Origin of the sequence: Spiroplasma sp. Moj, from assembly GCF_016082285.1 — a bacterium.
GTDB lineage: Bacteria > Bacillota_I > Bacilli_A > Mycoplasmatales > Mycoplasmataceae > Spiroplasma > Spiroplasma phoeniceum.
Genome location: NZ_MQTY02000003.1, coordinates 1,217 through 27,892, shown reverse-complemented (window position 1 = coordinate 27,892; position 26,676 = coordinate 1,217). Strand labels below are relative to the sequence as shown.

Below are 26,676 nucleotides of genomic sequence, written 5' to 3'. Positions count from 1 at the left end.
TAAAAGACATAATTAATTAAAATTATAATTTGCTATTAGTATCTTTTTAAAAATATTTACAATTATTTTAATTTAATTTTTAAATTTATCAATCTTCTGGAATTCTGGTAGGGTTGTTGGGATGTTAAGCTAAAGGATATAGATATTTTTTTAATGTATTAAAATATCAAATATCAATTAACAAAACTATTAACTTTCAATTGTTTCAGAATAATAATTAAAAATAATTCCCTTGTCTATTTCATAAAAAACAAACTAGTCTGTAAAATGATTTGTGATACAAATATGTCCATTCTTTTTTTATCCTTTAAACTAAGTAGCAAATCAATTTTTAATAAACATAATATATATACCCTGAATTATTTAATTATTTCTGAACAAATATAATTATCAAAATAATAAACATTACCCTGAGTGAAAGTTGTGTTACAATTATGTGAAGTGATACTAGTTTTAAATTAAAACTAGTATCTTTTTTATTTTTAAAATTTTAAATTGTTTTTTCTGTTGGATTTTGTTTTAATTAAAATGATAAATAACAAACGATTTTTACATTTTATTATTGGTTTTGATAGAAATAGGGTATAATTACGGTATATACCTAAATAATATATGTATGGTTTTTTATGGTTAAAAGATAGGTGAAAAAAATGGAGAAATTACGTAGAGTGTCATTAACTTTCTTAACAATTGGCGGAATTTTTAGTGCGTTACTGTTCGGAATATTAATTATGCTAGCAAATAAAATTAATAATCAAATGTTCCTTTATAATGCTGCAGATATGCTATTACACGATATTGCTCTTTTAGTTTTACAGTTTTCAAATATGACAGTATATCATAATGTGATGGCAAACCCAGAATTAGTTGGGGGGATTTTAATTGGAATTTCTAGTTTTTTAGTATTGATGTATTTAATTCCAAATTATTTATCAAAAAATAATGGTTATAAAATTTTTGGCATAAGTGGTGCTTTTGTTATTGGATTAATATTTTGCATTTTATTAACAATGGCTGTTGTGCTTGCTGGTCAACCAATAAGTGCTAAAACTGGTTTAAATATTTTTAAGTTAAATTTACCAATTAATTCAGGTTTTATTTTGCTATTTATTGGACCAGTCTTAACCTTCTTTGGTAGTTGTTTTGCAATAGCTTATTATCATACAACACGAAAAGCAAAATCATTAACACAACATCAAAAAAATTGTTTAACAGCAATTAATTTTGAAACTGGTAAAATTAGTTCTCGTGGGTTAACACCACAAAAAGAAATGGTTAATCAAGCTGAACTTACTCCTATTGAAGAAACAAAAACTCCTCTTAACAACAAATCAGTTGCAACAACAAATGATTTAAAAGCAAAAATGGCATTATTGAAAGCAAAAATTGCTCGGAATGCTCTTTTACATGAGCAAGGTGAAGCACATATTGTTCCAGAGGAAGAAGATAATAATTCTGATAATTCAAAACCAACAATTCGTGTTGGTGCAGAAGGCCAATATTTACGCACAATTAAAGAGGGTGAAGAAATTGTTGATGAATCACCAGCAGGATTACTTATTGAACAAGAAGATGACTTTGTGAAAAAAGGTGATATTATTAAACATCGTGATTATTCAGTTCCTATTTTTAGTACGGAAACTTTGTCTTCAAAAGGAAATTTCAATGCCTATGATTCAATTATTATTCCAAAATCAAAACAACATATGTCATTAGATAAAACAGAATTAGCAGAACGAATTGGTTCGGTTCCAAAACCAAGTGGTAAACAACGCATTAATCCCAATGCCCGTGTTGATAGTTCTTATGATGGTAAAGTTTTTTTAGGTGATATTGATAAAATTTGAACAGCAGGAAAAAAATACCGTGAAGATATTACAAAAAAACCAGCAACTAATAATTCTTTACAATCATCGGATTTACACCATAATTTTGAGAATGAAAATGAAAATGATGATAAAATAGATGATAATAATTAATTAATCCATATTTATGATAGGGGGAGGAATAGCATGGCATTGGAAAAAGTGCTACCATATCAGGGCAACTTAATTAAATATGATTTAATTATTAAAGAACAGAAGAATATTGTGTTGAATGTTAATAATGGCAAAATTAAAGTATCGACCCCTAGTTATGCCCATGATTGGGAAATTGAAGCTCTAATTTATAAAAATATTAAAAAAATTATTACGGTAATTAATGTTCACGATAATTATCGAAAGATTGTCATTAATTTAAACGGAACAGGTTATGTTTATGTTTTTAATGAAAAATATCCGTTGCAATTAATCAATGAAAATATTCATACAAAAATTATTAATCGACAATATTTTTTATTAAAAGATGCTGGTAGTTATGATGAAAATGTTAAAAAGTTACACCATTTTTTAAAACAAAAATTTAGTTATAAATTTGAACAGTTATTAAATAAATGAGCAACAATAATGAATTTATCTTATAAAAATTTAACAATTAAAGCAATGGTTCGTAAATGAGGTGTGTGTTATCCACAAACGGAAAAAATTGTTTTAAATACAAAGTTAATTCATTTTGATCCGACAGTATTGGAATATGTAATTATTCATGAATTATCACATTTAGTTCATCATAATCATTCTAAGGCGTTTTGATATCATGTTGAAAAATATATGCCAAATTATCGTGAAAAAGTTGAAATTTTAAAAAAACCAGGAATTTAATATGGTTTTCTTTTTAATTTAACATAAATAAGTAAGGAGTTAAGAAATATGCTTTATATTAGTAATCAACAAGACACTAAAAATCTTGAAAATTTTATTTTTAATCAATTTGATATTTCAGCAGTTAAATTAATGGCGAAAGCAGTCGAGGGTTTATTTCATCATTTGAATTTAGCAGTTCATAGTTTTTTAATTTTAGCTAACATTGGTAATAATGGTGGGGATGGTTTTTGTTTAGCAAAATTAATTAGTGATTATGATGGAACAAAAAAGATCCATATTCATATTTGCACTGATAAAAAAACCTTTGATACTGCTAAAACCCCAGAAGTGGCATATTATTATTCATTAGTTAAAAAGTTGCGAAATGTAACAATGACCTTTCTTGATGATAATATTGAGGCAGTAATTTTATAAACTGATATTATTATTGATTGCATTTTTGGTATTGGTTATCATGGAAAAATGCCACCTGCCATTGCTGAAATTATTAAAAAAGTTAATGAAAGTCAAAAATATGTTTTAGCATGTGATATTCCAAGTGGAATTGAAAATAATAGTGCAACAATTCCAACAATTGCAATTAAGGCTAATAAAACTGTTACTTTTTTTACTTATAAATCAGCTTTTATTAATTATGATATTATTCCTTATTTAGGAAAGGTTGTTGTATGACAATTGGGGTTTCATCAGCAAGAAATTAATAGGATTTGCTCGAAATTAATTGATAACAACTTATTTTATACGGATAGTGTCCAATTACATTCCCGCTCACTAATTTCACACAAAGGCATTTATGGAAATTTACTTATTTTTGCTTCAAGTTTAGAATATTTAAATGCTAGGACTTTAGTTGCTAATATGGCATTAAATGCTGGAATTGGCCTAGTAATTTGAGCATTATCCCCAGAATTATTAGGAAAAACCAATAATACTGCTCCAGAAATTACGTTTTGTGATGCTTCTGATCGAACTCGAATTTTAGATTTATTAACAAACAAAGTTAATGTAGTTGCCTATGGAATGGGAAAAGGAAAAATAGAACGGACATATAATACTTTAAATTATATTTTAGATAATTATAAAGGATCAATTGTTGTTGCTGATGGAATTAATGTTCTAGATGTCCCATTATTACGGAAATTACGTGGACGAGCAATTTTAACACCCCATGCATTGGAATTATCACGTTTAATTAATAAAAGTGTGCCAGAAATTTTAAGTAATCAAATTAATATTGCAAAAGAATTTGCTAATAAGTATAAAATTGTTGTTTTAAAAGGATATCAATCAATTATTACGGATGGTAATCGCGTGTATATTAACGGTACAGGTAATCCATATATGGCTGTTGCTGGTATGGGTGATACGCTAACTAGTTTAATTGCTAGTTTAGTTGGTCAAGGTTATGAATTGTTTGAAGCAGCAATTGTTGGAACGTATTTACACGGGTTAACTGGTGATGAAATTTCACAATACAAAAAACCCGTGTTACCAACAGACATTATTGATCAAATTGGTTTTGTCTTAGCAGAGCTTATTGGAAGTGACGATTCGCTTAATTTTAAAAAATAGTTATTTTGGTTATTTCGGTAACTTTTGAATTTGTTATAATTGATTAAAATGAAAAATGGAGAATAATAATGCGCCAAATTTTAAAAAGTTATTTAAAATCATATTTTAAAAATTGAATTGAAGCCGGAGGTTTAATTCTTTTTATTATCATTATTATTGCAACAATTGCCGGAATTTTATCAGGTGCTTTACAATATAAAATAAAATATAATGATTTAGTATATACATCTGAACAATGAGATTATAATTTTAGTGTTGAAGATTATAAACCTAATTTTATGGAAGATTATTATTTACATAATAAGTTTATTGATAAAAATAAGCAAGAAATTAATGTTACAGGAGTTCCCCAAGCAATTTTAAATGAAAACAGTAGTTGGTGAAAAACAACAAAAAGTGTGTGTGGTACTCTTGCAAGTCCAGAATTACAGCAAATTTGTTCAACAAGTCAAATTATTACTAAATTAGCAAAAGTTGCGCAATATCGAGGAATGAAGCAAAATATTGATGGTGTTAATCCGATTGGCTATCTTTATTTTAAAAAATTTAATTGAAACCAACCAAAAGAAATAGTAACACGGTTATTACGACAAAAAACTTTGCCAGAATATTCTGTTGGTGTTTTTGAAGCTATTTCTTTTAAACAACGAAGCGGTTCAAATTATACTTTAAAGATTACTCCTGCGGTAGTACAAAATCTAGAACAGACAACCGCCGTTAATTTTAACCAATTGAAATTATACCAAGGACAGTTGCCAACAGTAGATAATGAAGCGGTTGTTAGTAGTTTATTTGCAGAGCAAAATCATTTAAAAATTGGAGATATTTTTCCAGTCATTCCAAACAACCCAAATTTTAATTTAAAAATTATTGGAATTGGAAATAATTTAGATAATTTTATTAAGCGGACAAGTTTAAAAATTAATAGTAGCAATGATATTCGGAAATACGGTGTATTATTTACAACTGAGCATTTCCAAACTCAATTGCAGGATGCAAATGTTCGTGGTGAGTTAGGAAATATTACTTTAAATCCAAGTCAAAAAATTTTAATTAAATTAAATTCAACAAATGCAATTTTAACTTTAAAAGAAAATTTAGCACAGGGTTATATTAATCCAACAGCAACTTTAATTCCATATGAAAATAGTGATATTGCAATGCAAACGCAAAATATTAATATTCAAATTATTTTGTATAGTGCAATTGGTTCGGTGCTGTTATTTTTAGGTTTTATTTTTATTAATTATACAATGAAAAAAGAGATGAATAAAACTCGTCGTCAAATTGGAATTTTTAAAGCTTTTGGTTATCAAACAACGGAATTATCATGAATTTTTTCAACAAAGTTTTTTGTCACGATGCTATTTGGTATTATCTTAGGATATTGTGTTAGTATTCCTATTCAGTTATATGTTAATACATTATATACAACAGGATTATTAATTCCATTTAAATTAATTTATGTTTCCTGATGATTTATGCTAATTTTGTTTTTAGTTATACCCATCTTTTTTACTACTTTATCATTTTTATTTACAATGAGTTATTTAAAAAAACCAAGTTTAGTATTAATTAATTGTGCTGGAAAAATGCATTTTTATGGTTTAATAATTGGGATTAAAAAAATTTTTAGTAAAACAAGTTTCTTGTTTCGAATTCAATTAGCATTTACTTTAAAAGGATTTTGAAAATGAATGATTGTAATGTTTATTTTCTTTATTTCTTCATTACTTTTTATCATTCAATTTAATGCATCTGATATTTTTCGACAAATTGTTTATTCGTTTAGTAATGTTTATCAAAAAGATGTTGACCATCGCTTCCAATTTCCAAGTTTATTAACAATGGTAACAAGTCATCGAACTCCAACAGGAGAAGAAAAATTAAAATTAATAAATAATAATCATTTTCGAGTGTTACCAACAAGTAATGTTGAACAAACCCAAGCTGTTTCATTAGCAAAATTTAATGAATTAGCAACAGCGATTCATCATAATCCGATGGATATGGAATTATGACAAAAACTCTTTCTTTATCAGCCAATTTATCAGTCAGTTTATTTAACTGATTTAATTCAAGTTGTTAAAGATATAACAAATATAACAGGAGGAAATTTACCAGATTGAGGAAAAAATATTGTTAATTTAAGTAATCTGATTGACCAGACACATATTAAGACAGTTGTTAGTTTTAATACATTGTATTATAATCCTCAAACAGAATTGCCAGTTCTTAATTTAGCTGTAACTCCAAGTAATCGTGAAACAGCAGTAATTAGTGATCTTAATTTAAAAGGGATTGAACCAAATACTTGGACAAATTTTTATCAAATGGAAGGTGTTAACAAAACGGTTATTAACGAATTGTTTGCAGCACCATTAACAAGAACACAAATTCCTGCAATTATTTCAGAAAAAATAGCTAAATTAAATAATTTAAAAATTAATGACACTTTTGAATTTACTGTTAAAAATGTAAGATCTCCGTATAATATATCAATTGTTGTAAAGGGAATTAATAAAAATGATACAACACGAAGCAATGTTTTTATTAATGTTAATACTATTCGGTTTTTATTTTATGATTTTAACAAAAAACCAGTCCCAAATGATTTTTATGATGGAGTTATTTCTAAGGAAAAAATGATTTATGATAAGATCAACCCAAAAGAATTGCTAATGGAGAAACAAGATTATAAGATTACATTGCAAAACTTAACAATTAATATTTTTAACCATGATATTACAGATAATTTAGGAAAAATTATGACAACAATAACTAGTGATGGTAGTGATATTAGTATCTTTACGGGTCCAGATAATGTTGAATTAATTACCTTGCAAAAATTATTAGCATCGGCAGGCTTGGGGATGTTAAATGATTCATTGTTAATTTTACAAATATTAAATGGAATTATTATTTTCATTATTTTAGCAGTTATTACTTCTTCGGTAATTGATGAAGCTAGCTCAGTTATTTTAACAATGCGAGCCTTAGGATATAAACCACGGCAAGTAAACTTTATTGTAATTGGTAATTATGTTCTTGGTGTTTTATTTACCTTCTTCCTGGCATATGTTATTTCCTTACTAATTTGGTACTTTGCTGTTAACATTATTTTAGAACAGTTTAAATTTGTTATTAATTTACCATTAAATTGACAAACACCATTAAAAGTTGGAACTATTATTAGTATTATTTTAGTTCTATCATGACTATTATCTATGTATTTAGTAAAAAAACAAAAACTAAATGAATTAACTGAGTAAAATAGGTTATAATAAAATTATAAAATTTCAGATTAAATCGTTGATTTAGGAATAGTAATTAATATGCTTATCGTCAGATAATATGCTTATCGTCAGAGAGGTTATGATTGGTGCAAATAACTGGTGAGATATTAAAGAATTCACCTAATGAGAGCTGCTAATCCCAGCCGGATTATTTAATATAAATGATTCGTTAACTGTAATATAAGACTATTTATTAGTAAAAAAAAGGATGGTACCGTAAAAAATTGCTCCTTGTTTATATTTTTTTAATATAGACAAGGATTTTTCTAACTTAATTAGACTTCAGCAAGAAAGGATTAAACAATGGAAAAAGAATTAGACTTATTATTTACCCAAGCAACAAAAAACATTAAAGCAGCAAAAACAGTGGCGGAAGTTAATGCCGTTCAATTAAAATATTTAGGGAAAAAATCAATGTTGAATGATTTATTGAAAAAAATGAAAGATTTGACACATCAAGAACGTTTAACAATTGGTCAAAAAACAAATCAAATTAAAGGAGAATTAACTGAATTATGTCAAGTTAAAAAAACCGAATTAGAAAATGCTTTATTAATTGCGACAATTGAACAAGAAAAAATTGATTTATCATTACCAGGATATAATTTAGTATTAGCAACAAAGCATCCATTAAACCAAGTTATTGATAAAATTTCGCAATTATTTCAAGAATTAGGATATGATATTGTGTTTGGAACTGAAGTTGATGATGATGAATATAATTTTCAACGCTTAAATTTACCATTAGGACATCCAGCTCGTGATATGCAAGATACATTTTATTTGTCTAAAAACACATTATTACGAACACACTGTACCAATATGACAGCCCGTGCAATTTCACAGATGAAAAGTAAAAATGAAATAATTGCAATGATTTCAACTGGAAATACTTATCGCCGTGATGATGATGATGCTACACATTCACATCAATTTATGCAAGTTGATGGGTTTTTAGTTGCCCCAAATATCACTTTTGCTAATTTAAAATGAACAATTCAATACTTTTGTCAACGGATGTTTGGTGAAGCAACACAAATCCGTTTACGGCCAAGTTTTTTTCCATTTACAGAACCATCTGTTGAAGTTGATGTTACTTGTGTTAATTGTCAAGGTAAAGGTTGTTCAATTTGCAAGCAAACTGGTTGAATTGAGATTATGGGCTCTGGGATGATTAATCCGCTTGTTTATCAAGCATGTGGACAAGAACCAACATTAACTGGCTTTGCCTTTGGCATTGGGATTGAACGAATTGCGATGTTAAAATATGGGATTGATGATATTCGTCGTTTTTATACAAATGACATCCGCTTTTTAGAACAATTTAAGAAATTTGATTAGGAGGTTTAAAATGATTATTACAAGAAGATGATTAAATAAATATATTGATTTTACTGATATTAGTAATGCTGATATTGTTGCTGCTTTAAATAGTTTAGGGTTTGAAGTAGAACGTACTCATAATTTTGATCGTAATAGTAATATTGTTTGTGGTCGAATTCAAGTTGTTAATGAAATTCCTGATACGCATTTAAAGTTTTGTCTAGTTGATACAGGACAAGAATTAGTTGATCCAATTGTTTGCGGAGCTAGTAACCCAGCGGAAAATGGATATGTTGTCGTTGCTCGCCCAGGGGCAGTGTTAGCCGATGGCACAAAAATTGCAAAACGTGAAATTAAAGGATATGCTTCGGAAGGAATGATGTGTTCATTAAGTGAATTAGGAATTGCTGAAAAATATTTAACGCCAGCCGAACAAGATGAAATTATTTTAACTTTTAATGAAAAAGAAGGTTCATATGATATGATTGGTGCTGAAGATGTTTTAACTAAAATTGGTTTAACTGATTATTTGTTTGAGATTGATTTAACATTAAACCGCAGTGATTGCTTAAGTTCTTATGAATTAGCCCGTGAATTAGCCCGCTATTTTAAACGTGAATTATTTCCGTTAGAATTAGAATCAACAGAAAATTTAAAAGAATATCAAAATCCATTAAAAGTAGAAATTGCAACATCAGCAGTTGAATCAGCAATTAGTGTTAATATTAAATTAACGCTGGAAAAAACTCCGCTAAAATTATCAGATCGAATTTGGTTAAAAATTAATGAATATCAATCAAATGTAGCAGATCCATTTGGCGATTTAGCAATTAAAGCAACCCTTGAAACAGGGCAATCATTATTACTTTATGATTTTAATAAAATTAAAAACCCTTTAAAAATTACTGATGATTATGAAAATAAAACTTTTAATATTAAAAAAGGTGATTTAGTAGTTCTTGATGGGAATGAATTTGTAGAATTAATTGGTGTTCGCGTTAATCCGACTTATGCTATTAGTGCTATAACAACGGAGATAACAGTGTTAGCACTCCATTTAAGTCATATTATAATGCGTCAACAACAACGAAAAGTTGGTATTAGTAACATTAATTTACAACGTTATATCAAACCCCTTAGTTATGCTACTGTTGGATTAGGATTATCACGTTATTTGTATTTATTAAAAATTAATGGTTTTTTAGCCGAGTTATCAGTTTTAAACTTTATTAAAGAATATAAGAAAACAGTTGAGCCAATTAACATTACTTTACTTGAGATTAATCAATTTATCGGTCATTCTTTTACCTTATTAGAAATTAAAGCTTTATTAGAACCATTAGCTTTCCAATTTAAAACAGAAGGTGAACAATTATTTGTGACACCACCAGTAACTCGTACCGATATTTTTCAGAAAGCTGATTTGATTGAAGAAATTGCCCGGTTATTTGGTTATAATAACATTGTTGCTCAACCACCAGTCTTACCAAATTTAGTTAAGGCTAAACGTCCTACTGAAAAACCAATTAAAAATTTTGAAACTTTTTTTTTAAATAATGGTTTTTATCAGGCAAAAACATATGCGCTAGTTAAACAAGAAGAAATTACTCATTTTAACTTTTTTAATTATCAAAAACCATATCAATTACTATCGCCATTATCGGAAGAACATGCTGTAATGCGGTTAAGTTTAACAAATAGTTTATTAAACAGTGTTAAATATAATAATGCTCGAAATCAAAAAAATGTTAAGTTATTTACTGTTGAAAAAATTTATGTAAATGAGAAAAGTTATTATCATGGGGCATTTGTAAGTCAAGCAGAAATTGTTCAAAATAAAATAACAGGCGATAGTCTTTCTAATTCGTATTATTATATTAAAAGTTTATTGGAAGTTTATTTGCAAAGTGAACAAATTGATATTGATGAATTATCATATCAATCAGCACCAAAAAATAAAATTTACCATCCTTATCAAACTAGTCATGTTTTTTTAGGAAAACAATTATTAGCAATTATTGGTGTGATTCATCCTAGTTATCAAAAAGAAGTTGATTTAAAAAGTACAACTTATTTTGGCGAAATTAATTTTGAAGTAATGTTTAATTATCCGCATAAGAAACAAACATTTTTCACACCGCCTTCTAAATTTAGTACAAGTAGTCGTGACATTTCAATTTGAGTACCAGTAACAGTAACCTACGAACAAATTAAGAAAAAGATTTTAACAGGAGTTAAAAATGTTGTTGCAATAGAAGTGATTGACCAGTATTTTGATCATAAAGAAATGCCTAATCATGTTGCTTTAACAATTAGTTTTACATTTAATGATATGGCAAAACAGCTAACTGAAACAGATATTAACCAACAATTTGAACAAATTAAAATGAATTTGAAAAAATTACAATTACAAATTCGCTAGAAAAAAAATTTATGTATTTGAGGATTAAGGTAATTTATGAACACTAAATCTTAATCCTTTTAATTAGAACTTGCTTTATTTTTTATATAAAAAGAACATCTTTTGAAACAGATGTTCACTAGTTATTTTATTTTTTTAATATATTCGTGTCATTCATCAATGGCTGCATAATAATCTTGATATTCTTCATTATGAGTAGGATGATATTTTGCAATTAACATTCCAAAAACAATATTAATTAGCATCAACCGTGAAACATAACGGGGATTATCAACATAAAAATTTAGAATTTCAGTATTCTCTAAGGTTAGTTTTTGTAAATTAGGTGGTCCTTTATATTCTTTATTAATTGTTAATAAAATAATTTTAACATTTCGTTTTGTTGCAATTTCAATTAGGAAATGATATTCAGCATCTTGTAAGCTTTTTGAAATTAAAATTAATAAATCATTTTCACTAAGAGTTTCAATTAATTGAATTGTGGCATAATAATTAACAAGATAAGTTGAGTTATATTTTAAAACATTTAAGTGTAAATTTAAATTTTCGCAAATTAAAGTATGGCGACTAATTCCCCAGATAACAATTCGTTCACTCGTATGAATTGTATCAATGAATTTTTCTAATTGATTAACTTTTAAATTTCGATAAGTTTCATCTAATGCATAAGTATGCAGTTTATAAATATTATCAATAATATTATGGAGAGTTGTCTCATTTTCTTGGATATCAAATTCCTTGATATTATTATACTTTCCAGCAACTCATATTTTAAATTTACTATAATTTTCAAACCCCAATTTTTTAATTAAACGACTTAAGGTAGAAATATTGATGAAAAGACTATCTGCTAATTCGTTGATAGTTAACTCTAGAACACTCTGAATGTCATTATTTAATTTTTCAATTAATTGAATTTGCAAATCAGTTAATTGGTTTTTTTTCGTATGTTATAATTTTCATTTTGGCTCCTCATTTTTTACAGCACATTTATATTTTATAAAAATAAATGTATAATTATATTATATTAATGAATAATTTAACAAAAGATTTATTAGGGTAAGATTATTCAAATTTGGCAACAAAAGTCAACAAAATAATGAGGGAACAAAATGATTTATACAGAAACAGATTTTATTAGACAACCGCAAGTTAGTGTCGATATACCATTAAATATTAGCCCAGAATTACTAGATTATTCGGTTAATATTAGAGGAATCAAAGATGTTAATATTAAGGGAATAATTACTTATCATCCAAATCTTAATGCAATTAATATTATTGCAACAATTATTGGAGAAGTTGTTGTTGAGGATGCTCAGACATTAGAACATTTTGCTGTTCCAATTAATTTAGAATGAAATGATGAGTATAGTTTTAAATTTTATAAAAAAAGTGATATTAATTACTTAAATGAGCAAAATTTTGATATAATAAAATATGCATGAGATGAAATAATTATGAATATTCCTATTAATTTATCTAAAAATAGTGATAAAATAATTAGTGGTGATTCAACTTGGCAAGTTTTTTCTGAGGAAGAATTTGCAGCGTATCAAGCAGCTCAAGCGGATTCACGATGAGAACAATTACACGGAAAATTAGTTAAAACAACAAAGGAGGAGAAATAATGGCGGTACCATTTCGAAAAACATCCAAACAGGCAAAAAGAAAACGCCGAACACATTTTAAATTAGTTGGAGCAACTTTGATAGCATGTAAAAATTGTGGAGCATTAATTAAACCACATAGAGTTTGTCGTGAATGTGGATATTATAAAGATAAAGAAGTTATTAGAGTTGATTAGGTTATAATAACTAATTATAGGAAAGGATCAAGAGATTCTTTTTTTAACTAATGTTGTATTTATAATTTATCTTGTTTAAAAAAGCCTTTAAATTATTGGTCCAGTAGTAGGACTTTTTTTGTAAAAAATTTTTTGGGAAAAGTGTTGCAATATGGGAAAGAGTATAATACAATATGTATGAAAGTGGGGGAGAATGGGGCAAAATGGCATTATTAGGAACTTACAATCATACATTAGATGATAAAGGACGATTAACAATTCCTTCTAAAATGAGAGAACAGTTTAAAGATGATAAAGTCTTTATTTCTCTTGGTTTTGATAGTTGTATTGATATTCGTAATGAAGCTGAATGGTTAAAGTGAACAGAAAAAGTTGCTTCAACTGGACAAGCCACAGCCGAAGGAAGGGCTTTGACACGAAAAATTATGTCAATGTCTGATGAAACTACTTTCGATAATGCTGGACGAATTAAAATTTCGTCCATTTTGCAAAATAAAGCAAATATTACAAAAGATGTTGTTATTATTGGAAACAATGACCACTTAGAATTATGAGATCCGAAAGTTTGAGAAGTATACATTGAACAAGCACCAGGAATCGAAGAAGCGGCAAAAAATTTTGAGGAAAAAATTTAACGTATGGAATTTAAACATGAGACAGTCTTATTACAAGAAGCAATTGCCGGTTTAAATGTTCAAAACAATGGAATTTATGTTGATTGTACCTTAGGGCGAGCCGGACATAGTCTTGAAATTTTAAAGCATCTTCCAAATGGAAAGTTATATTGCTTTGAGCAAGATGAAGCAGCAATTGTTGCTTCTGAAGAAATTTTGCAGAAGAGTAAATATCGTAATTATGAAATTATTAAAAATAATTTTGTTAATTTAGCTGCTGAATTACAACTACGACATGTTAAAGCAGTTAATGGTATTTTATATGACCTCGGAGTATCATCACCACAATTAGATGATGATAACCGTGGTTTTAGTTATCGCTATGATAGTCCATTGGACATGCGGATGAATCAACATCAAGGATTAACAGCAAAAACCATTGTTAATACTTATTCGCAAGAAGCTTTAGTAAAACTTTTTCAAGATTATGGTGAAGAACCATTTGCAAAAGTAATTGCAAAAAACATTGTTATTACTCGTAATGAACAAGAAATTGTTACTACTTTCCATCTTGTTGAAATTATTAAAAAAAGTTTGCCACAAAAGATTTTAAAAAAGGCAAAACATCCAGCAAAACGAGTTTTTCAAGCATTACGAATTGAAGTAAATCAAGAGTTATTTGTTTTACAAGAATCATTACGACAAGCAACAACTTTATTAGCGGTGCATGGTCGGTTAGTTGTAATTTCGTTTCATTCATTAGAAGATCGTATTGTTAAAAAATATTTTCAAAGTTTAACAAAAGATTCTAATTATGAAATAAATCAACAGCTACCAGTAATATCACATTTTGAAAGTGATTATCAGATTATTACTAAGAAAGCAATTGTACCTTCGGTAACTGAACAAACAAACAACCATCGAAGTACAAGTGCTAAATTAAGAATATTAGAACGGGTGAAATAATATTCTAAAATTTGAAAAGGAGGTGAACGAAGTGGATTATAAGTTAAAAGAAGTATATGCTGTATTAGAAATTAAAAATTATAGTTTTAGTTTTATGGTTGGTATTTATACTGAATCACAAATTAAAGTGCTTTATAAAAGGCATCTTGAATATCATTTTTGTGATAATGGTATCATTATTGATGAAAAAAATGTGGCTAAAGAATTAGTTAATTTAATTAAAGATGCAAATCGACAATTAGGAATTGTAATTGAACGGGTGGCAATTAGTATTCCAGCAAATAATATGACAATTAAAACTTCAACCAAAATGCTAAATTTAACACATGATCGTCTAATTACGAAGAATGATATTGATTCATTAATTACATTAGCAAAAGAAGTTCCTTTATTAGATGATGAAACTGCTTTTTTTATTAGACCATATCGTTACATTCTTAATGAACAAAAAGCATTATCAGCGCCACCAATAGGGCAGGCGGCGCACAAAGTACGTATTAAGGCAATTGTTTATGTAACAAAAAAACAGATTGTTCAAAGTATTTTTGCGACACTTAAATATGCCAAAATTGAAGTTATGGGTATCCTTCCAGAAGGGTTTAGTCTTGCGTGAAATATTGCATCACCAGTTGATTTGCAAAATGGAATTACAATTATTAATTGAGATTATGATAATATTATCGCTTATGTTTTTGTTCGTGAAACTTTATGTGAACAAATTATTACTCCGGGTGGGATTAAAAAAATAATTACGTGATTACGTAATGTCTTAAGTTGTGATAATAAGCAAGCACTAAAATATTTATATAAAATTATTAATTTAAATAATAATAGTAAAAATAATTTAATTATTTATAGCAAATATGATCAACAGCAACAAACACAATTAAATTTTACCCATTATGATTTAAAACGAATTGTTAATCATGTTTTAACAGAAGAAATGGAAACATTGAGTGAAAAGTTAGCTAATAGCTTAGGGCACTATAACTATCCAGTGGTTGTTGTTGGTGAAATTTTACGAATTAGTGGGTTTAAAGAAAATTTGTTGGCATTAAATAAAGATAAAAATGTTACCTTTTATATTGCTTCAACATTAGGAGCAAAAGAAACATGATGTATTGGCTTATTGGGAAATATTTATTATCAACATTTAGCAAATAAAGTTAGTGCAACAAATATTCAATCGGTTGATCATCGTTATATTCGTTATTTAAATAATAATGGTGATAAAAAAGGACCACGAAATGACAAATATGGTGAGCATCATCAACCAGGTGGCAATGCCAATCCGGCACAAGGGGATATGCCGCTAAGTAACCAGCATTTAAACGGTTCGCAACAATATCAACAAAAATACTACCAAAATATTAAATAAATAGTATAATATATAAAAAATGGAGGAATTAAGGTTATGGACAATTTTGATAATTATGAACAAGTCGCGTCAATAAAAGTTATCGGTATTGGTGGTGCTGGTAATAATGCTGTCAATCGGATGATTGAAGCAGGCGTACAAGGGGTTGAATTTATTGTTGCTAATACTGATGCCCAGATTATTAGTGTTTCAAAATCAAAAAATAAAATTGTATTAGGTAAAGAAACATCAAAAGGGCTAGGAGCAGGTGCTAATCCTGATGTTGGTCGTCAAGCAGCAATTGAATCAGCAGAGGAAATTAAAGACGCTTTAAAAGGGGCAGATATGGTTTTTGTCGCCGCTGGAATGGGTGGTGGAACTGGAACTGGGGCTGCTCCTATTATTGCCAAACTTGCCAGAGAACAGGGTGCTTTAACCGTTGGAATTATTACAACGCCATTTTCATTTGAAGGACGTGCGCGCAATAGTTATGCTATTCAAGGAACCGAAGAACTACGTAAACATGTTGATTCATTAATTATTATTTCAAATGATCGCTTATTAGAAGTAATTGGTGGTGTCCCATTAAAAGATTCATTCAAAGAAGCAGATAATATTTTACGCCAAGGAGTTCAAACCATTACTGATTTAATTGCAGTACCATCCTTAATTAATTTAGACTTTGCAGATATTAAGACCGTGATGAAAAATAAAGGGAATGCTTTATTTGGTATTGGGATTGGTTCAGGTAAAGATAAAGCAATTGAAGCTGCTAATAAAGCAATTATTTCTCCATTATTAGAAGCATCAATTCGTGGTGCTCGTGATGCTATTATTAATGTTACTGGTGGTAATACCTTAACCTTAAATGATGCTAATGATGCTGTTGATATTGTTAAACAAGCAATTGGTGGCGAAGTTAATATTATTTTTGGAACAGCAGTTAATGAGCATTTAGATGATGAAATGATTGTAACTGTCATTGCAACTGGGTTCGATGAAGAACAAAATTTTACTAATCTAGATAATGGTTATCGTGCTTCAATGGAAGAATACGAAGCACCAGCACCACACCCAACACGGAATGCTGAGGTTAGTGATGACAATGATCAAGATGTTGCTCGTAAACGGCCAAGTTATTTCACTAATTTATCTGAAAATGCTGAACGTGAAACAGCAAATGCAAACCGTCGGATTAATGCGTGACGAGAACATGTTAATAATAATCAAGTCGTTGAACATGACGATGAAGATGATGATTTACCACCATTTGTTCGTCGTAGTTGATAATAATGAGCATTTTTAAGAAAAAACAACGAAGTATTTACGAATTTCAACCACGAATTGATTTTAATGATAGCCGCCCAACCGCACCAATTGTCCATAGTGATCAACCATTAGAACAACCATTAACAAAACCTGTTCTTGCCCCAGAAACACCCTTTCAAAAGGTGAATTTTGAGCGTGAAAGCGCGAAGTACAGCCTTCTTCTGAAGTTAGTAGTAACACAAGTGTACTTACAACTGGTTTTATTGCTGATAGTTATAATGATGCTCCCAAAATGGCTGATTTATTATTGACAAAAGGGCAATTAATTGTTTATTTAGAGAAGTTACCAAAAGGAAAACGGGTACGGCTATTAGATTTTATTAGTGGTGTGATGTATGCTTTTAATGGTTATGTTCAAAAAATTGAACATAGAACTTATCAATTTACAATTCAAAAAGATGCTTAATAAGACACAATTATTGCAACATTATCAGCAAGATTATGAATTAATTAATAAAATTAAAGGATGATGTGAACAAGCCCACCGTGGGCAAGTTGTTAACACAGATTTTCTTGATTTACGTCAAATTGCAATTTTGCAAGCAATCTTGGCACAAGAAAAGATTACTAATTATTTTATTCATAAACCATTAACAAATGGTTTTCGAGCAACAGTTAGTTTTAATGCTAAGCACGATAATACGGTTATTTTACATGCGAAACAACCAACACCGCATTTTTTTCAACATCATCAGGTGCTTGGTTTTATTTTAAACCAATTACAATTAGAAATGCAAGTGATTGGTGATTTATATATCACAGCAAATGATTTATATTTAAGTGTTTTAAAGAAAATTATGCCAGTGTTTATTAATGCTCCATTAATTATTCAAAAGAACTTATTAACTTGGACTATTAACCCTGCCCCTGTTGTTATTGAATATCAATTTACTGTTTTTACAAAAACAGTAAAAAGTTTACGTTTAGATGCTGTGGTAAGTGCCCTTTGCAATGTTTAACGCCAACAAGCACAAAAATATGTTGAACAAAATTATGTTTATGTTAATTTTTCAGTGGTAAATAATAAGACTTTTCAAGTTGCTTGTGATATTATAATATCAATAAAACGATATGGTCGTTTTAAAATTAATGCAATTTTACCATCAAAAAATCAACATTATCGAATTACAATTGCAAAGTTTGCATAAAGTAGGGAAAATATGGCAGAACAAGAGAAAGATTTACGGACAATTATTTATGAACAAAATGAAATTATAGAAAAATTAACATACGATAATCGCCAATTAATGTTGCGTTTACAAGAATTACAACATTTAGAGCATATTTCACGGTATAATATTGAAAAATCACGCGAAGCATTTGAAGTTGCAAGTCATAATGCAGGACGGATTATTATGAAAGCAGTTGATTTTTCTTATGCTTTTAAAGAAGAAATTGCAGTATTACTTGATGACATTGATCATAATCTGCATAATCCCCAGAATGTGTTAAAAGTAATTGGTGATTTTTTAGAACGAAATAAGCGCATTTATGCCTTTTCCATTAATGATGGTGAACGAATTACAGAATTGATTAAAAAAGAAATTATTAACAAAATTAAATAAATAGTGTAATATTTATTTATAAGAAAACAAACCACGGTTATTTGCTCGTTTTATTACAGCAAGATTAGGATGATGTGAGCTAATCATAAAAGACAAATAATTATCTCTTGTTTTTACAATTTAAAATAAAGAAAAAAAGGTAAATATTATTACAATATTTATAAAGTAAGATGGTACCGTGCATTTGCGCTCTTATAGTCTTACTTTTTTTATGACAGAAAGGAAAAAACACTGATGAATTATAAAGATACATTATTAACTCCCAATACCTTATTTGAGATGAAAGCTAATTTGGCAGGAAAAGAACCGCAAATTCAGTTAGAGTGACTTAAAACAAATGTTGTTTCAGGGCGCTATCAACATAATGCTAACAACCAACCCTTTATTTTACATGATGGTCCTCCTTATGCAAATGGGGATTTACATGTTGGTCATGCGTTAAACAAAATTTTAAAAGATTTTATTGTTCGTTATTATAATCAAAAAGGATTTTATAGTCCATGAATTTGTGGCTGAGATACGCATGGTTTGCCAATTGAAACTGCTGTTGTTAAAAGCGGGGTTGATCGGAAAACAACTCCACCAGTTGCCTTTCGCCAAATTTGTCGTCAATATGCTTTAGACCAAATTGAAAAACAAATTACGCAATTTAGTTGGTTAGGTTTGTTTAGTGATTTTCAGCAAAAATATGTAACATTAGATTTGCCATATGAATTAGAACAATTACGATTATTTCAAACAATGGTTCAAAAAAAAATAGTTTATCGGCAATTAAAGCCAATTTATTGATCACCTTCAAGTGAATCAGCTTTAGCGGAGGCAGAAATTGAATATGCTGATTTAACATCACCATCAATTTATGTAACTTTTACAGTAACAACAGGAAATAAGGTGATTAAACCAGGAACAAAATTTTTAATTTGAACAACAACACCATGAACAATTCCAATGAATCAATTGTTAGCGGTTGGAAAAGATGTTGTTTATGTTGAAGTTCTTGTTGAAGGTGAAAAATACTTATTTGCTAAGGCTTTATTTGACGAGTTACAAACATTATTAAATTGGAAAAAAGTTAAAATTGTACAAGAAGTAGTTGGTGCTAAATTAGTTGGAATTATTACAAAACATCCTTTATATGACCGCGATAGTTCTGTTGTTCTTGGCCACCATGTTACTGTTGAAGCTGGGACAGGAATTGTCCATATCGCATCGGGATTTGGTGAAGATGATTATTTGATTGCCCGTACGAACAATGTTCCAATCTCTGCACCATTAGATGATACTGGAAAATATACTCCAGAAGTAGCAGATGATAGTTTAGTTGGTGTTTATTATGAAGATGCAAATAAAATGATTGGTCAACGATTAGAACAAAATGGCGCTTTGTTAAAATTAAAATTTACAAAACATCGTTATCCAATTGATTGACGAACAAAAAAACCAGTTATTTATCGTGCAACAGCACAATGATTTGTTTCAATTGAAAAAATTAAGCCAGAATTATTAAAAGAAATTAGACAAGTACAATGAAATCCACAATGAGCAGCAAAAAGAATGGAAACAATGATTGAAAATCGTCAGGATTGATGTATTTCTCGTCAAAGATTATGGGGTGTACCAATTATTGCCTTTTACGATGAAAATAATCAACCACAATTTACAACAGAATTAATTGAACATGTAATTAATTTATTTGCCAAAACAAAAACAACTGACATTTGATTTGAATGAAGTGCTGATCAATTGTTGCCACCAGCTTATCAAAATCGCAATTGACGAAAAGAGCAAGATATTATGGATGTTTGATTTGATAGTGGTGTTAGTAATTTAGCAGTAACAAAAGAATATCATTTACCCCATCCCGTTAATGTTTATTTGGAAGGAATTGACCAATTTCGAGGATGATTTAATTCATCATTAATTACTTCGGTTGTGGCGACAGGTCATGCTCCTTACCAAGTTGTTTTATCACATGGTTTTGCTAATGATGAAAAAGGCAGCAAAATGAGTAAATCATTGGGAAATGTTATCTCACCATTAGCAATTACTGACCAGTATGGGGCTGATATTTTACGAATGTGAGTAGCTTCGGTTGATTATCGTGATGATGTTAAAATTGGGCCAGAAATTTTAAAACAAATTGCGGAAGCTTATCGAAAAATTCGTAATACATTACGGTTTTTATTAGCAAATTTAAATGATTTTAATACAGAAACTGATTTACAATCAAAATTAGGAGAGGTTGATTATTATGTGTTACATTTAGCGCAGGAATTTCAACAAAAAGTAAATAAAAGTTATGAAGAATTTAATTTTAATAATGTTTATACTTTAATTAATAATTTTGTTACCACAACATTATCAAAATTTTATTTAGATTTTACAAAAGATATTTTATATATTGAGGAAATGAAATCACCGCGTCGTCGTGCGGTACAAACAACATTATATTATTTATATCGGATTTTAGTTGATGTTTTAAAACCAATTATTCCGCATACAGTTGAAGAAAGTCATCGCTTTATTACATATCCCGACCAACAAAGCTCGGTTCATTTAGAAGAAAATTTTGTTTTAACAATGGCTATTAATGATAAATTAATTGCAAAATGAGACCAAGTGCTGAAATTACGAGATGATGTTAATAAAGAATTAGAATGTCGTCGTGAACAAAAAGAAATTAAAAAATCATTAGAATGTCAAGTAACGATTGCTTTAAAACCAGCATATGCAAGTTTAGCAGCAATTAAGGATTTATATCAAATTTTTATTGTTAGTGAAATTATTTTTACTACTGACCATCAGAACTTAACAGAATATGAAACTAGTTTTTTAAAAGTTCAAGAAAAAGCTGGTTTAAAATGCCAACGTTGTTGAATAATTTATAATCATTTAAATGTCCAAAATAATGAAATTTGTGATCGCTGTTTTAATGTTTTATCGGTAAAAAATGTGCGATAATATATAAAACGAAAAAGGAGTAAAAAGCAAATGAAAGAACGAACAAAACAATTTTGATATGATTTTAAAGACCATTTTAAAAATCGAGATTATATTTGAAAATATAAACTCCAAGTTTGTCTACCAATTTTTATTTCGTTATTAATATTAGATATTATTACGAAGCAATTAGCTTTTCATTTATTGTCCCATGACTCAGCAGCTCCCGAAGTTAAATTTTTGGATGGATTTATTAATTTTAAATTTATGGTTAATAAAGGAATTGCTTTTGGAACAAATGCTGATAATCTTCCGCTTGTTATTATTGGTGCAGTTTTTATTACTTTGCTTGCATTTAGTATTCTTTTATATATTAATAATAAAACTGCTGCTGTTGGTTTAATGATGATTACAACTGGTGGGTTTGGTAATTTAATTGACCGTATGTGAAACCATGGTGGGGTTGTTGATTTTCTAGCATGAATTTTATTTCCCCCTTATAGTGTGTTTAATTTAGCTGATACTTGAGTAACTTTTGGTGTTATTGTCTTAATTTTTGCTATTATTATTGAAATTATTCAGTTTTATCGTGAGCGAGCACGAAGCAAACGCGAAGAGCATTTTGAACCAAATGACTAAGATTACCTTTACTGTTTCTTCATCAGCTCGAATTGATAAAATTTTAACTGATTATTTTAAAACAAATCCCACTCCTTTTTCGCGAACTAAAATCCAAGCATTAATTAAGCAAGAGAAAGTTCAAGTTAATGGACAAGTTGTGCCGGCAAATTATGTTAGTCAAATTGGAGACCATGTTCGCATTGAATTTCCAAATTCTAAAGCAAGTGAATTAACACCAATGCCAATCCCATTAACAATTTTGTATGAAGATAGTTATTTAATGGTGATTGATAAACCAAATAATTTAGTTGTTCATCCAGCACCAGGACACCAGAATGATACTTTAGTTAATGCTTTATTAGCACGAGGAGTGCAATGGTCAACTGCCAGTGGTGAGCAACGCCCAGGAATTGTCCATCGCATTGATCGCCAAACGACAGGAACTTTAATTATTGCTAAAAATGATGTTGTTCATCATCAACTACAACAACAAATTCAAACAAAGCAATTACAACGCCGCTATTTAGCGCTTGTTCATGGTCAAATTATTGAAAATCGCGCTAAAATTGATGCGCCAATTGGCCGTGACCCTAATGATCGCAAGAAAATGACAGTTACAGCAAAAAATTCTAAAAAAGCAGTAACTAATATTCTTGTAATTGAACGCTTTAATGATTATACTTATATAGAGTGTGAATTAGAAAGCGGGCGAACTCATCAAATTCGAGCTCATATAAAATACATTAACCATCCTATTGTTGGTGATCCGTTATATGGCACAGCCGCTGATAAAAAAGAAAGTTTTGGACAATATCTGCATGCGTATCAATTAAGATTTATTCATCCAGTTACTAAAGAAACTCTGACCATTACAGCAGCCTTACCACAAGAGTTTGAACAAAGATTAGCAATATTATGCGCGAAAGGATAGAAAACAATGAGTTTTGATAAAGATAAATTATCTCTAGTTGATTATTTTTTAAAACAAGAAAAATACAATGTTTATAAAAGTAAACCACGCAATAATAATAATAATAATGTTTATTTATATAAAGTTGATAGTAAAGAATTTCAAATTATTAAAATTATTGATAATTTTAGTGGTGAATTTAATGATTTCATCATTAATGATGAGGTTGTGCAAACGTTAAAGACTTTTTTAAATAAAAAATTTCAACGCGCAAAACTTACTATTTTATCAATTATTTTAATTGAAAATCGTTCGCAGATTTATAAAGATGATAGTGGCGATGTAACATTATTTGTTGACAAAAATAATTATCTTGACCGTTTAAGTACTTATTATCCGAACATTACAATGTTGCAAGAAAATAATGAAAATGATACTTCAATGGCGGGGATGACAACTGAGGAAATTTTAGATGGGATTAAAGACCCTAATAGTAAATTAACAAAAAATTTAAAGCAACTAAGTGATAAATTAAGTGTCAATAACCTTGGTGTTACATGAGTTTTAATTGCTTTATTATTAATTATTCCAATTGTTGGAATCTTTTTTGGTGCGCAAATTTTTAATACTCAAGGCTTAAATGAAGGAGCAACGCAATTAGTTTATGGTAGTGTTACTCGTGATTTATTAATTTGAAATAATCAATGATGGCGATTATGAACATATGTTTTATTTTCCAGTAACCCATTGTTAGTAGTTTTAAATTTATTTATGATTTTTAGTGTTGCTCGTTATGCAGAAGCTTTGTTAGGGCGTTGACGATTATCAGTCATTTTAGTAGTTGGGATCCCCTTAGCCGGAGTATTTTTAGCAGCCGTATTACCAAATTGAATTTTTGGCGGATCAACTATTTTATTAGCAATTTTATGAGGAAGTTTGTTTAGTTATAACTATGGTAAAGAAGATTTAGGGGCGTTAATTGCCAACCAACGAACTTTAATTATTATGCTGTGGTTGCTAATAATGCCAATCTTTTTAGGTTATTCATTTTATTTAATTAATTTTGTTGGTTTTTTTGTTGGTAGTGCGCTTGGTTATGGTTTAGAATTTAACAGTTCACATCGTGTTAATTGAACAATATTATATCCAGTTTTTATTATTGTAACAATGATTGTGGTTAGTACAATTGCATTATTATGAATACGTTATGTTCCACCCTATAATCGTGCTGTTATTGACGCATTATTAAGTTATTGACGTGCAGGTTTGATGGAAAAGAGTGCAATTGAGGAAATGTTAAATAATTATTATTTTTATCCAAAAGCAAATTGACCAATCTTTTTGTTACAAAGTCAGTCTAGTTTTAGTGATCTCTTTTCTAATTTTAAAGGAGGAATCTTTAATTTATGACAACAGTAATAGGAAAAAAACGTAATGATTATTTATCATGAGATGATTTCTTCTTAAGTGTTGCGCATGTTTGTGCAATGCGAAGCAAAGATCCACATACACAAGTTGGGAGTTGTGTTGTTAACCAAATTGGGCAAATTATTGCGACAGGTTATAACGGTTTACCCCGTGGTTTAAATGATGATGATTTTCCATGAGCACGGGAAGGGGAATATTTAGAAACAAAATATCCTTATGTTGCTCATGCTGAATTAAATGCCATTTTAAGTGCACGAACAAATTTAGAAAATTGTCGAATTTATACAACCTTATTTCCTTGTGCAGAATGTACAAAAATCATCATTCAAGCTGGAATTAAAGAAGTTATTTATGATGATGACAAATACGAAGGCAGCGATGGTAATCAAGCAGCAAAGCGGATGTTTGACCAAGCACAAGTGCATTATCGCTGCTTACCAGCTATTAATGTTATAGTCGAACGACAAGAGGAAAAATAATTAGATTTACAAATAAAACTATAAATTATCAAATAAAATCAAAATCCTTTATTAACTTATTTTTATAAATTATTAGAGAAAGAAAGGTTTTTAAGATGAAGCATTTTTTTACAGATCGGAAATTATTAATTTATCGTATTATTGGTATTATGTTAATTTTTGCTTTTTTAGTTTGTGATTTTATTTTAGCGTTAAAAACAAAAAGTGGCATTTATGGGCAGTTAGCAAGTTATGGAGAGCGTTTAAGCCATTATTATTCATATTTTACAACACAAACAAATTATCTAGTTTTTGTTTATTTTATTTTTTATTTATTTCAAAAAAAAATTAAAAATACAAAACCAGATTTTATTATTCGCTTAATGGTAACAGTTTATATTACAATGACAATGCTAGTATTTTGATTAGGATTAGCAGTGCAAGGTGATATAGTAACAAATATGAGTGTTTATGAATGAATTTCAACATTTATTTTGCATACCATTATTCCGATTGCAATGATTTTAAGTTATATTGTTACCGCCGGTGATACATTTTACAAATTTGTTTATATCCGACCCTATATTTAATTTGTGTTTTAATTCGTGGTTATATTCGACATAGTGACCACCAACCAGACAATACTCTATTTCCTTATTTTTTCTTAAATTTTTATGCAACAAATGGTTTTGCCTTATTAGCTGTTGGCTCAGTGTTAATTTTTACCTTATGTACTTCATTTCAATATTTTTATATCTGAATTAATAACTTATTTTATTTTCGTAAGCAAATTAAAGAAAATAATATTACCAAAGTTGATCAAATTAAAATTATGATAAATATTAAACAACATCGCCAATTAGATCAAAAAGGTAAAATTGCTATGATTCTAGCGATTGTAGTTGCTATTTTTAATATTATTTTTTCCGTTTTATATTATGTTTATCGTGATATGTGGTCAAAAATCTTAAATTATCCTTATCAAAAAGAACTTGTCTTAGCTTTTAGTATTATTACCTTAGTTTTTGCCATCTTAGGATTAAAAAATCTTTATTGAGCTCGAATTGTGGTTGGCTTTTGTTCAATTTCTTTAGTATGTTTTAATTGAATTTGAATTCTTGGCCCTGTGTTTGATATTGTAATTGCAACATTATGTTTAAATAATCATAAATATTCGAAAGCAGATTTGGATGCTTATTTAGCAACACATCAGCAACCATTAAAATATAAAGCAAAAATAATTCCTAATGTAAAGTAAAGATGCAAATAGGACAATTCGCCCTTATTAANTCAATAATATATTTTTTATTAAAAATTGCAACTATTTTTTCAAAAAAAAAAAAAAAAAAAAAAANNNAAAAAA

General features: G+C 28.7%; 25 protein-coding genes. 24 read left to right on the top strand and 1 reads right to left on the bottom strand.

Annotated features, from left to right (window positions below; all coding sequences use genetic code 4):
* The first annotated feature begins 650 nt into the window (after positions 1-650).
* The 7 genes from BST80_RS00355 (at position 651) to pheT (ending at position 11,318) form a co-directional block, all read left to right on the top strand.
* On the top strand, positions 651-1,979 hold the full coding sequence (locus tag BST80_RS00355; protein ID WP_415745453.1) for an MFS transporter: 1,329 nt from the start codon (positions 651-653) through the stop codon (positions 1,977-1,979).
* A 33-nt stretch (positions 1,980-2,012) separates the two neighbouring features.
* Positions 2,013-2,702, top strand: a complete 690-nt coding sequence (locus BST80_RS00350; protein WP_415745452.1) for a M48 family metallopeptidase — start codon at positions 2,013-2,015, stop codon at positions 2,700-2,702.
* A 48-nt stretch (positions 2,703-2,750) separates the two neighbouring features.
* Positions 2,751-3,119 (top strand): hypothetical protein, encoded by a 369-nt coding sequence (locus BST80_RS00345; protein ID WP_415745451.1) that lies wholly within the window; start codon positions 2,751-2,753, stop codon positions 3,117-3,119.
* Positions 3,120-3,125: 6 nt separating this feature from the next.
* Positions 3,126-4,277 carry an NAD(P)H-hydrate dehydratase gene (locus BST80_RS00340; protein ID WP_415745454.1) on the top strand — a complete coding sequence of 384 codons (1,152 nt, stop codon included), beginning with the start codon at positions 3,126-3,128 and terminating at the stop codon, positions 4,275-4,277.
* A 68-nt stretch (positions 4,278-4,345) separates the two neighbouring features.
* Positions 4,346-7,549 carry an FtsX-like permease family protein gene (locus tag BST80_RS00335; protein ID WP_415745450.1) on the top strand — a complete coding sequence of 1,068 codons (3,204 nt, stop codon included), beginning with the start codon at positions 4,346-4,348 and terminating at the stop codon, positions 7,547-7,549.
* Positions 7,550-7,876: 327 nt separating this feature from the next.
* Positions 7,877-8,914 (top strand): phenylalanine--tRNA ligase subunit alpha, encoded by a 1,038-nt coding sequence (gene pheS / locus BST80_RS00330; RefSeq protein WP_400248533.1) that lies wholly within the window; start codon positions 7,877-7,879, stop codon positions 8,912-8,914.
* 10 nt (positions 8,915-8,924) lie between these two features.
* The gene (gene pheT, locus BST80_RS00325) at positions 8,925-11,318 is read left to right on the top strand and encodes a phenylalanine--tRNA ligase subunit beta (RefSeq protein WP_415745449.1); all 2,394 of its coding nucleotides are present in this window, start codon (positions 8,925-8,927) and stop codon (positions 11,316-11,318) included.
* Between the two features lie 122 nt (positions 11,319-11,440).
* Here the strand turns inward: pheT and BST80_RS00320 are convergent, their stop codons facing one another.
* A complete protein-coding gene (locus BST80_RS00320; protein ID WP_415745448.1) occupies positions 11,441-12,241 on the bottom strand; it encodes a MurR/RpiR family transcriptional regulator in 801 nt (266 codons plus the stop codon).
* A 189-nt stretch (positions 12,242-12,430) separates the two neighbouring features.
* Between BST80_RS00320 and BST80_RS00315 the strand changes: the two genes are divergently transcribed.
* The 17 genes from BST80_RS00315 to BST80_RS00235 all read left to right on the top strand — a co-directional run bounded on the left by BST80_RS00315 (position 12,431) and on the right by BST80_RS00235 (position 26,571).
* On the top strand, positions 12,431-12,949 hold the full coding sequence (locus BST80_RS00315; RefSeq protein ID WP_415745447.1) for a DUF177 domain-containing protein: 519 nt from the start codon (positions 12,431-12,433) through the stop codon (positions 12,947-12,949).
* A complete protein-coding gene (gene rpmF, locus BST80_RS00310) occupies positions 12,949-13,125 on the top strand; it encodes a 50S ribosomal protein L32 (protein ID WP_004027582.1) in 177 nt (58 codons plus the stop codon). The genes BST80_RS00315 and rpmF overlap by 1 nt, the downstream gene beginning before the upstream one ends.
* A gap of 203 nt (positions 13,126-13,328) precedes the next feature.
* The gene (gene mraZ, locus BST80_RS00305) at positions 13,329-13,760 is read left to right on the top strand and encodes a division/cell wall cluster transcriptional repressor MraZ (protein WP_415745446.1); all 432 of its coding nucleotides are present in this window, start codon (positions 13,329-13,331) and stop codon (positions 13,758-13,760) included.
* Between the two features lie 3 nt (positions 13,761-13,763).
* Positions 13,764-14,705 carry a 16S rRNA (cytosine(1402)-N(4))-methyltransferase RsmH gene (gene rsmH, locus BST80_RS00300; RefSeq protein WP_415745445.1) on the top strand — a complete coding sequence of 314 codons (942 nt, stop codon included), beginning with the start codon at positions 13,764-13,766 and terminating at the stop codon, positions 14,703-14,705.
* Between the two features lie 31 nt (positions 14,706-14,736).
* Positions 14,737-16,083: a cell division protein FtsA gene (locus tag BST80_RS00295; protein WP_415745444.1), complete on the top strand. Its 1,347-nt coding sequence runs from the start codon at positions 14,737-14,739 to the stop codon at positions 16,081-16,083.
* Between the two features lie 36 nt (positions 16,084-16,119).
* On the top strand, positions 16,120-17,352 hold the full coding sequence (ftsZ, locus tag BST80_RS00290; protein ID WP_415745443.1) for a cell division protein FtsZ: 1,233 nt from the start codon (positions 16,120-16,122) through the stop codon (positions 17,350-17,352).
* A 271-nt stretch (positions 17,353-17,623) separates the two neighbouring features.
* A complete protein-coding gene (locus BST80_RS00285) occupies positions 17,624-17,797 on the top strand; it encodes a cell division protein SepF (RefSeq protein WP_415745442.1) in 174 nt (57 codons plus the stop codon).
* Entirely contained in the window at positions 17,790-18,350 is a 561-nt protein-coding gene (locus BST80_RS00280; RefSeq protein WP_415745441.1) for a hypothetical protein, read from the top strand. Before BST80_RS00285 ends, BST80_RS00280 begins: the two co-directional genes overlap by 8 nt.
* Positions 18,351-18,404: 54 nt before the next feature.
* A complete protein-coding gene (locus tag BST80_RS00275; protein ID WP_415745440.1) occupies positions 18,405-18,539 on the top strand; it encodes a hypothetical protein in 135 nt (44 codons plus the stop codon).
* 12 nt (positions 18,540-18,551) lie between these two features.
* The gene (locus BST80_RS00270) at positions 18,552-18,956 is read left to right on the top strand and encodes a hypothetical protein (RefSeq protein ID WP_415745439.1); all 405 of its coding nucleotides are present in this window, start codon (positions 18,552-18,554) and stop codon (positions 18,954-18,956) included.
* Positions 18,957-19,190: 234 nt separating this feature from the next.
* Positions 19,191-21,917 carry an isoleucine--tRNA ligase gene (gene ileS, locus BST80_RS00265; RefSeq protein WP_415745438.1) on the top strand — a complete coding sequence of 909 codons (2,727 nt, stop codon included), beginning with the start codon at positions 19,191-19,193 and terminating at the stop codon, positions 21,915-21,917.
* Positions 21,918-21,947: 30 nt separating this feature from the next.
* Positions 21,948-22,535: a signal peptidase II gene (gene lspA / locus BST80_RS00260; protein ID WP_415745437.1), complete on the top strand. Its 588-nt coding sequence runs from the start codon at positions 21,948-21,950 to the stop codon at positions 22,533-22,535.
* Positions 22,528-23,448 (top strand): RluA family pseudouridine synthase, encoded by a 921-nt coding sequence (locus BST80_RS00255; protein ID WP_415745436.1) that lies wholly within the window; start codon positions 22,528-22,530, stop codon positions 23,446-23,448. Before lspA ends, BST80_RS00255 begins: the two co-directional genes overlap by 8 nt.
* A gap of 6 nt (positions 23,449-23,454) precedes the next feature.
* Positions 23,455-24,846, top strand: coding sequence for a rhomboid family intramembrane serine protease (locus tag BST80_RS00250; RefSeq protein WP_415745435.1), 1,392 nt, complete (start codon positions 23,455-23,457; stop codon positions 24,844-24,846).
* A complete protein-coding gene (locus tag BST80_RS00245; protein WP_415745434.1) occupies positions 24,834-25,334 on the top strand; it encodes a deoxycytidylate deaminase in 501 nt (166 codons plus the stop codon). Before BST80_RS00250 ends, BST80_RS00245 begins: the two co-directional genes overlap by 13 nt.
* A 95-nt stretch (positions 25,335-25,429) precedes the next feature.
* The gene (locus tag BST80_RS00240; RefSeq protein ID WP_415745433.1) at positions 25,430-25,903 is read left to right on the top strand and encodes a hypothetical protein; all 474 of its coding nucleotides are present in this window, start codon (positions 25,430-25,432) and stop codon (positions 25,901-25,903) included.
* A complete protein-coding gene (locus BST80_RS00235) occupies positions 25,789-26,571 on the top strand; it encodes a hypothetical protein (protein WP_415745432.1) in 783 nt (260 codons plus the stop codon). The genes BST80_RS00240 and BST80_RS00235 overlap by 115 nt, the downstream gene beginning before the upstream one ends.
* Positions 26,572-26,676: the final 105 nt, after the last annotated feature.